This window comes from Vibrio viridaestus, assembly GCF_003856525.1.
In the GTDB taxonomy this organism is placed as follows: Bacteria; Pseudomonadota; Gammaproteobacteria; order Enterobacterales; family Vibrionaceae; genus Vibrio; species Vibrio viridaestus.
In genome coordinates this window covers 220,609-229,388 of the sequence record NZ_RJVQ01000007.1, presented here as the reverse complement: position 1 = coordinate 229,388, position 8,780 = coordinate 220,609, and the positions used below count along the sequence as shown (strand labels likewise).

The window sequence follows — 8,780 nt, the reverse complement described above, 5'->3', positions numbered from 1 at the left end:
ACGATTGCTTGACGCTGGGAAACCAAAGAAAGTAGCGATCATTGCCTGCGTTAGAAAGATGGTTGTGATACTAAATTCGATGCTCAGAGATGGAACTATGTGGAACGCAAATATGGCGAAAAATTAACTATTGACGCCATACTCGTTTGTTAGGCATTTACTACCTTTGGAAACGATGTCTTCTCCGCGCTCTTAATTTGTCATAGTGCACATCATTTACATAATCCTTGATCTGATTCCAATCGATGTTCGATAGATCGTTAGAACGTGGTATACGAATTCTAAACGTTTCTTGGTTTTGTGGAGGCTCAGGAACTTCACTTAATAACAACCAATACGCTTTGTTTTCTTCAGCGATATACTTAACTAACATTACGACCTGTAACTTTTCCCAAAGGTGGTTATAGGCTGAAACACTTAGATCAATGACTTCATACTCCCTACCATGTGATGATTGAGAAGCTTTTAGCTGTACAAGGAGCTCTTTGGATGTAGCATCATTGCCATCAAAGATATCAACTTTTAAATCCACGCCATAATCATATTCAGGGGACTCGCTAGTCCACTCAATCGGCAAACTAGAGCTAAAAAATCGTTTAGACATTTCTTCTAAACGATGCGTATTCGTTCTTTGGGGAAAGTTCATACTAGAGACTCTTAAATCAAAATTTAGATTTCGGATAATACTAAACTTATTGCTTACGAAAAATGCCTAACGCAAAGTTCATTTTCCGAGTGCCGGAGCTAATTTTGGGAACCAAAATTCGTGAGAGTACTAGGTCAATTGGAACTCCTTGTTAGACTTAATTTAACACTAGCATCAACAAATTGCCCTTCTCCATAATATAGACGCAATAATAATTCTGGATTCAACTTCATTGATAATTGAGGGTATGAGTCAAATTTTATATGTGAGGTATATATCATGCTAGCGTTACCAAATACTTCACTAGGCATGAATTTATTTGAATCAACAAACGTAGAATACTTATAACTGGTATTATCAACATCAGGTTCAGGAAAAATAAAATCAGAAGAGTAAACTTTAAGAAATAAAGCACCACTCCTAGCCTTTCCTATATTTTTAGCAACCCATTGGAAATTAATTTTAGTACTATTATGGTCATCAGTTAACCACGAATGAATCACTCTCCCATTAAGTTCCTCACCAGTAACATCGAGTAAAATAATATTAGGTTTGTTAGTTATACCGATAGAATCTCTTATTTCACTCCTAAGCTCACTTCTAAGCTCACTTCTAAGCTCACTTCTAAGCTCACTTCTAAAAGATCTTAATGAATCTTTTTCTGATTTATAATTAAAGCCAAACATTACCGATATGCCAGCACCTAATAAAGCAATAACGCTTACAAATAAACCGATACTCCACTTTAAATCATGAATACGAGTCTCAAGATGTTTTATTTCATTATGAATAATTACATTTCTATTTTTTCAATCATTTTATTTTCTTATCTAACTTATTGAGTCTAACGCTAAGCTAAGTGGCTAACAAACTTGGCAAAAAACTAAATTTAATGCCATAAACACCAAACTTAACCCAAACTAAAAATGCCAAACGTTTGTTAGTCCGTCTTTAGCGCATTATTATGTGCGTGCTAAACGAGATACTTTTGCCAATGATTCAAGTCTTTTTGCTCAACTTGATAATCTTGAAAACCACAAGACTGGTATAACTTTTTAGCCACTGTGTTGTTATCGTTTACTTCCAAGGTGATTTTTGAATACTCATTGGCGTTACAGTATTGCTCAATACCATTAAGTAGAATTTTACCCGACCCTTTTCCTCTATGATGTTCTGAAACCATAAAATCATGAACGTTGAGTATTTTCATTGAACGATAAGTCGAAAACGATTTGTTATGTTTTGTTACATGCTAGGCGTCATTGGTGGAGATCGATGGGGCTTGCTTGTGAGACTAACCTTGAGCTGCCTTGATACATCTTTTGTTAACTCTATTAATGCTTCATAAGCATCTATCCCTTGAGCAAATTCCATTTGCTCAAATGCAACCTTATTCGCGAGTTCTTTTAATTGAGATAGCTTTTCCGTCAAGGCTTGAGGGAAGTCAACACCGTATTCGTATAAAACCTTTGTTAATGAGTAAACAGACTCAATGACTTTTGATGATTCTTTACAAACAACTAGATGATTCTGTTTAAATTCTTCAAATTGCTTTTCTGATAAAAAAAGGGAAATAGCCCCAAATGTAAATTGAACTTTGCGAGTTGGTGAATTTACCACCAGCCCTTTTTGACGTTGCGCTATATTTATAAAAACTCTCAATTTGAAGATAGAACCATGTATTATCGAAACTGATGATTCGATAATACTTGTATGTTCAACAATGTGAGTTTGAAGAACTCTTTTTTCTTTTTCTTTTAGCTGCCTTTTCTCAACTCTATTTTCATAGTAGCTAAGTAGAGTAACTATTGAGCTTATAGCCCCCAATGCAGTTACGACGACCGTCACTGGATCGGGGTCAACTAACTTTAATCTCATATTTATGGTGTCATTATTCAACTTTAACCTCCATTTATTGCTTAATAACATAACGCCCGGCTCACAGGAGACAAAAGCGAAGCTTTTGGCTTCCTGTGCAGCCGATTGTTATGTGCATTAGTAGGCGTTTCTGATGTCTATAGCCTCTTCGATCCAATCAGCAATATTCTCACTAATGTAGTTGTAAACCCCTTGACTTGTAGACTGTGAAGGTTTTTTTAGCTTTACTACGCTAGATAGTTTTTTGCCATCAATTGTAAAGTCATCAAATGGGTTTCTGCCTTCACTTCCCTGTTCACCTGAAGAATTCTTTAGCTTGTGAATCTGAATCCCAAGAACGCCTTTCCCAGATTCCCAGGCTTTCTTGATTTCATATTTAATCCATTTTCTCCCAGCCGTATTCTCTCCGACCATTACGATAACGCAAGATTTCCCAGTCATTTGACCATCAATCCATTTCTGAATGGCGCTATCGCCGCCTTTTTTTACTTCTTCCCAATCGTTATCGCTTGCAGGCTTATTACCTTCAACAGAACCAATATTTCTTACTGTCGAAGCTCTCCAGTTATCATTTTTATAATGAAAACTATAGAACGCTTTTCTAGCCATAAAAACTCCTTATTTTGTTAAGTCAGAAATGAAATCAATTAGCGTTTTAACTTTTTCATCTAGAGATACTTTCTCGTCCGCCAGCTTCTCCAAATATTTTTTCGCAGCCTCTGCGTTTTGATAATAACTATCAAGAGAAGGCAGTATTTTTTCGTATATTTCGTAAGCAGCATGTCCTGTTGAGGCAACAGGTATGCATATATTTCCCAAAGCATGTGAAATTTCAAACTCACGAATGACCCCACCCGCAGTAACAATTTCACCATCAACGTTTTTGTTTCCGAAAAGGAAAATTGATATTCCAGAAAATGAGATCATCTTATGGCGATATTCATCCCACAAAACCGAAAGATCTTTTTCTCCAGTTTTGAATTGTGGGAATGGTCTTAGTATAAGTTGATCATCCGAGTACTTTAATGGTTTTGAATATATTGCTTCTAAAGCCCCATTTATCACTGAGCTTCCAACTCCCCAACCAAATCCATTAACAATTCTGAAATTACCTTCAATTAATGAGCGAGATATCTTATGAATAAACTCAATTGATTCTTGCTTTTCGCAAGGACTGTAAACTTCAGCGCTACCGGAAATAAAGATCGTTTTCTTTTTAAATCGGGACTCAATCTCTCTTAGAATCTCAGTTATTTCTTCGTAACCATCGACAAGAAGTGTTTTTATTCCATACCTTTTTAGGTCATTTATAATCAACTCCTGCTTTCTGACGTTATAGTCATATGTTGCTTGATCTGGGTTATTGCTATCGCCAAGAGTTGGGCGTTTGGTGATGCAGTAATGCTGCTTTTTATCTTCAGAGTATCTAAAATTAAGCCTGCTGAGCACATAGTCAAGATTAGGATCAGTAAAGCTAAAACCTAAAAACAGGAAAGTTTTTGTTGTAAGTTCACCGGTCAGAGCATTGATAAATGGTTCATGCGTCTGATGGTATTGCTCATACTGCTCTTTGGTTATTATCGCCTCAGCTGGACAAGATACATCGCCATGCATTTTAAATATTACGACGTCTCTTTTAGGCTTGTTATTCAGCAGCTGTTTGACATTGTGCTTTGTATCTGAAACTTTACCTTCTGCTAAAAACGCCTTTTCGATAAGCTCATCGTAGTTTGTAGTCCATACAGATGAAATTGGCAGTCTTGCTAGAATCCTGTGGTTTTCAGTCTCCACTGTTTCATCAACAAACTCCTCAAGAATTTTACGACTAATTTTTGACCTAGTTCTATTTTCATTTACATGAAACTGCGCAAGCGAAACAAGGTCAGATTCGACATTAATATCTAAACCCAAGTCAAAGGCAATTTCGCTCATCAATTCCTGCCAATTGACAAACCCAGCAGGGATAGACAGTCCTGCGCCAGCAAAAATCGCCGCAGTCCCTTCATTCAAATCTTTCACGTAATCTCGTATAAAGATTTCAGTTTCTCTATTAAAAATCACTTTCATACTTCCGAGCTAATATTCATGACTTCCTGAGCACATAACGCAAAGAACAGTTGTAAAATATATGGCACTACATTTTGCGAAGCAAAATTCGTGACATATATTTTGTCAATTGATTCGTCTTGTTAGCTGTTTATTTAGAAATCAATTTTTCGTTCAATCACTCTATTTATTATATTCTCAGCTTTTGTTTCACTCTCTTCAATTTTATTTTCTAAAATAGTCAAGCCCCTAGGGTATTGGCTAATCAGAATTTCAAACTCATGGTCATCTTCTTCTTGTTGAATGCTATATCTATTATTTTCGATATCTTCTTGATCATGAAGACCAAAATTTTCTTGACTATTTTTCTCGCGTAAGATGTCTTTCTCAGCAACAAAATCTTCTTGTTCTTTATATAAAACTTCCATTTCTTTTGACGAAATTTCTTTTAAGCGCTCACTCAATTCTTGATATTTTTGTTCAAAAAATTTTATTTCATCCATAACTTCATCAAGATCACATTTATCATCTTGGTCAAGTTTCTTATAAATTTCTATAAATCTATTTATATTCATTAAATACTCCAAACCTAATTTATTATCGCTATTGGTGATAAACAGCTAACTGTTATTATATGGACATTGTCATGTGGACAATGTCCATATAATAATTTTTATTCATTTATTGTACTTCTGGTAACTCTATAATTTTTCGTAAAAAAAAGTATGATTTTATATGGCTTCATTCACAAAATACGGACAGTGTCTTTGTTAATTATTACAAGTATGTTTTTATTAAGAACTGTATAAATTAACAGGTAAAAATATGAAGTCACCATTTCTAACTAGTATCCATGAGTTTATGCTTGTCAAACACTACGCTCGCAGTACCATTCAAACTTATCTTTACTGGATTGTTCAATTCATTCGATTTAACAACAATATACATCCAGCAAAACTCAATAGTCACAATGTTGAACGGTTTTTAACTTATTTAACTGTGAATAAAAACGTTTCTGCATCAACACAGTCACTAGCATTAAATGCATTAGTTTTTTTATATCGAGAGTTTCTAAAATCGCCTCTCGATATTGACATGAATTTTAAACACTCAAAGAATCAACGAAAGCTGCCAGTCGTCCTACCTAAAACAGAAATTATTGAGCTTTTTCAAGCAATACCAACGCAGTCAAGACTACCATTTCAACTTATGTATGGCTCAGGCCTCAGACTTATGGAAACAGTACGTTTAAGAGTCAAAGACATTGATTTCAATTATGGAGCACTCCAAATTTGGGATAGTAAGGGTGGTAAAAATCGTATAGTGACACTTGCCCGTGAACTCGCTGAACCCTTAAAAGCTCAAATAGGCTTAGTACAGCATGTACATACGCAAAACAAAAAGAACACTAATTATATTGGCGTTTCTATTCCCAACAGACTTGCGCAAAAGTTTCCAAGTGCGCCCCAAAGCCTTGAGTGGCAATTCCTTTTCCCATCAAATCATCTTTGTCAATATGGGTTAGAAAGAGGGATGTTTCGCTACGCGCTTACTGGAGTCTGGAGCAGACATTCGGACGGTACAAGAACAGCTCGGTCATTCAGACTTAAATACAACTCAAATCTATACCCATGTTTTAGAGCGAGGAGCAAATGGCGTCTTGAGTCCTCTATCCGAAATCTTACGTCATTCCCTCGAATAACTGACACGCTACCGCCATTCGGTTCAGTTGAAACGAATAGTTCAAATGTCAATTTTATGTAAAGTTTATATCAGGAAACCATTAATTAGTCATGGGTTAAAATCAATTTTTCTATATAAAACAACTATTAATAATATTAACAGTAATAGTTAACCCGCTATGAGTAAGTCAGATCAGCACAAGACACCGCTAGTCGGTTACCTTATTTTTGCACTACAATTTCACCTAACTCGCTACTTATTGGCTCTTGTTTGAAATATCTATCTAATTGATTGGCGTAAAATAAAATATACATCTAATGTAAATAATTTCTTCGGGCTAATTGACTAATCACTCACCTTTGGGCAGAATCGCGCCCTAATATCAATTCCAGATATCAAAGAAAGGCAGAGATCGACTCTCTCCTGCCTCCCCTACTACTAACGTACAAAAATTTTTACATGATGATGAAATCCAAGATTTTTGGTAGCACGCTAATTATTGCGGGCACAACCATTGGTGCTGGCATGTTAGCTTTGCCACTAGCCTCTGCTGGTATCGGATTTACCACTTCGCTGCTAATTATGTTCGCTCTGTGGCTGTTAATGTCTTTTACAGCATTACTCATGGTGGAAGTTCACCAATACGCAGATAGTCGCGCCACATTACACACCCTTGCGGAAGAGTTTCTCGGAACATCGGGGAAATGGGTGGCAACATTTTCGATGCTTTTTCTGTTCTATTCGTTATGTGCGGCCTACATTGCAGGTGGCGGCGCACAATTTACCACTCGAATTGATAAACTCGCGGGATTCTCATTGTCTGGTTCTGAAGGGACACTGCTGTTTACGGTGATTGTTGCCGTGGTAGTGACATTTGGCACCGGCGCGGTTGATCGGGTGAACCGTCTCTTATTCGCCGGCAAAATGATCGCCATGGTTGCTGTGCTGTTCTTTCTCGCTCCCAATATCACCGAAAACTACTTACTCAGTATGCCAGTACAAAATGGCCTGATTATCGCCGCGATACCGGTTATTTTTACGTCGTTCGGTTTTCATGGCAGCATCCCGGCTATCGTCAACTACCTTGATGGCAATACTAAGGCACTGCGCAAAGCGATCATCTTTGGTTCGGCTATTCCGTTAATCATTTATATCTTCTGGCAACTGGTCACCCTTGGTGTGGTTAGCCAGAATGAGTTACAGGGTAACTCTGAATTAGGAGCATTGATCGCTCAATTGGCGTTGACTGTTCATCACTCTAACTTAAGCCAGGTTATTGGTGTGTTTGCAGATTTAGCGTTGTTGACCTCATTTTTAGGTGTCAGTCTCGGTCTGTTTGAATTCCTAGGTGACACCATGCGTAAGAAGCATGAAAAGGTGAACCGCCCGGTGGCTTCGCTCATTACGTTTTTACCACCTCTGCTATTCGCCCTGTACTATCCGCAAGGGTTTATCATGGCGTTGGGCTACGCAGCAATTTCACTAGCCGTCTTAGCTATTTTTCTGCCATTAATGATGGTGGTGAAAGTCAGACGTCGCGGAGGACCAAAACATTATCGCGCGTTTGGTGGAACACCCGCCCTGTTTCTTACTGGTGTATGTGGTTTGGTTATCGTGACCGTACAGGTATTGATCAGTTGCGGTGTGATTGCTTCGGTGGGTTAATTTTCCGTTTACGCCCTCTGTGATGAGGGCGTAACGTATTAAATTTGAGATAGTTGTTTAGTCGGTTAAGAAAAACTCTGGTTTTCAAAGAATTAAGGGCGTAAAGTCCCGCTCTCGTCAGATTTTAGTGTCGGCTTAATAATTAAAACCATGAAAATTAGACCTATTTTATATCTCTCCGCGTCAGTCGGACTGGTCGTGTGCATCAGTTTACTGATTCTATCTTTCATCTATGACTTCAATTACGATTTTTCCGCGCTGTGTCGACATCTAATCCACAGTGAAGATGCGATCTCGTTCTTATTCATCAACTTCTTGCTGTATTTCTGTGGTACGGTCGTGCTGCTGTGGGGATTTTTTAAAACCAACGTGACCCGCAAATTAATGGCGTGTGGAATTTATCTGGTTGCGGTTTTAGGGTTCTATATCTGGACTTACTTCGACAGCCTGTATTTCGACTACGTTGTGCAAAATAATCCTTATGATGGTTACTTTGTGCAGGACATCGTTAACGACAATGAAAATCGCACTGAACTGAAAAAGGCCAATCCACAGTTTTTTGCCGATACCATCGCCAGCACGTCACTTATGGTGGATAAATACAAAGCTACGCTTTATGGCAATAAGTCAGAAATTGCGCACCACTATAATATCTGCATGAACAACGCCGAAATCACCTTTGTTGCCATCGATTTACTGCCGGATGAAACAGCCGATTACTGTCAACCCGTCAAACTCGATACCGACCGACCAACGCAGTTTACGTTAAAGTCACTGGGCCATGATCGATTCGTCTGTGAGGGGTGTGATGATCACCTGCTTCCACAATACTGGAAACATGTCGATTAGTAGAATTAAAAAA

At 37.8% G+C, this 8,780-nt stretch carries 9 protein-coding genes and 2 pseudogenes; 4 read left to right on the top strand and 7 right to left on the bottom strand.

Annotation, left to right across the window (positions count from 1 at the left end):
• A pseudogene (locus EES38_RS16155) lies at positions 1 to 127 on the top strand (IS110 family transposase); the annotation flags it as partial.
• A gap of 33 nt (positions 128 to 160) precedes the next feature.
• Here EES38_RS16155 and EES38_RS16150 read toward each other — a convergent pair.
• The 7 genes from EES38_RS16150 to EES38_RS16120 form a co-directional block, all read right to left on the bottom strand.
• On the bottom strand, positions 161 to 646 hold the full coding sequence (locus tag EES38_RS16150) for a DUF4365 domain-containing protein (RefSeq protein WP_124938247.1): 486 nt from the start codon (positions 644 to 646) through the stop codon (positions 161 to 163).
• 134 nt (positions 647 to 780) lie between these two features.
• A complete protein-coding gene (locus EES38_RS16145; protein ID WP_124938246.1) occupies positions 781 to 1,332 on the bottom strand; it encodes a hypothetical protein in 552 nt (183 codons plus the stop codon).
• 287 nt (positions 1,333 to 1,619) lie between these two features.
• A complete protein-coding gene (locus EES38_RS16140) occupies positions 1,620 to 1,856 on the bottom strand; it encodes a GNAT family N-acetyltransferase (RefSeq protein ID WP_124938245.1) in 237 nt (78 codons plus the stop codon).
• 35 nt (positions 1,857 to 1,891) lie between these two features.
• Positions 1,892 to 2,545: a hypothetical protein gene (locus EES38_RS16135; RefSeq protein ID WP_124938244.1), complete on the bottom strand. Its 654-nt coding sequence runs from the start codon at positions 2,543 to 2,545 to the stop codon at positions 1,892 to 1,894.
• A gap of 96 nt (positions 2,546 to 2,641) precedes the next feature.
• Entirely contained in the window at positions 2,642 to 3,133 is a 492-nt protein-coding gene (locus EES38_RS16130) for a TIR domain-containing protein (RefSeq protein WP_124938243.1), read from the bottom strand.
• A 9-nt stretch (positions 3,134 to 3,142) separates the two neighbouring features.
• Positions 3,143 to 4,543, bottom strand: coding sequence for an SIR2 family protein (locus EES38_RS16125; RefSeq protein ID WP_243694212.1), 1,401 nt, complete (start codon positions 4,541 to 4,543; stop codon positions 3,143 to 3,145).
• A gap of 182 nt (positions 4,544 to 4,725) precedes the next feature.
• Positions 4,726 to 5,145 (bottom strand): hypothetical protein, encoded by a 420-nt coding sequence (locus EES38_RS16120; RefSeq protein ID WP_124938241.1) that lies wholly within the window; start codon positions 5,143 to 5,145, stop codon positions 4,726 to 4,728.
• A 250-nt stretch (positions 5,146 to 5,395) separates the two neighbouring features.
• Between EES38_RS16120 and EES38_RS22545 the strand changes: the two are divergent.
• The 3 genes and pseudogenes from EES38_RS22545 to EES38_RS16105 all read left to right on the top strand — a co-directional run bounded on the left by EES38_RS22545 (position 5,396) and on the right by EES38_RS16105 (position 8,767).
• A pseudogene (locus EES38_RS22545) lies at positions 5,396 to 6,272 on the top strand (integron integrase).
• Positions 6,273 to 6,715: 443 nt separating this feature from the next.
• The gene (locus tag EES38_RS16110; protein ID WP_124938257.1) at positions 6,716 to 7,918 is read left to right on the top strand and encodes an aromatic amino acid transport family protein; all 1,203 of its coding nucleotides are present in this window, start codon (positions 6,716 to 6,718) and stop codon (positions 7,916 to 7,918) included.
• 150 nt (positions 7,919 to 8,068) lie between these two features.
• Positions 8,069 to 8,767, top strand: coding sequence for a hypothetical protein (locus EES38_RS16105; RefSeq protein ID WP_124938239.1), 699 nt, complete (start codon positions 8,069 to 8,071; stop codon positions 8,765 to 8,767).
• The last annotated feature ends 13 nt before the right edge of the window (positions 8,768 to 8,780 follow it).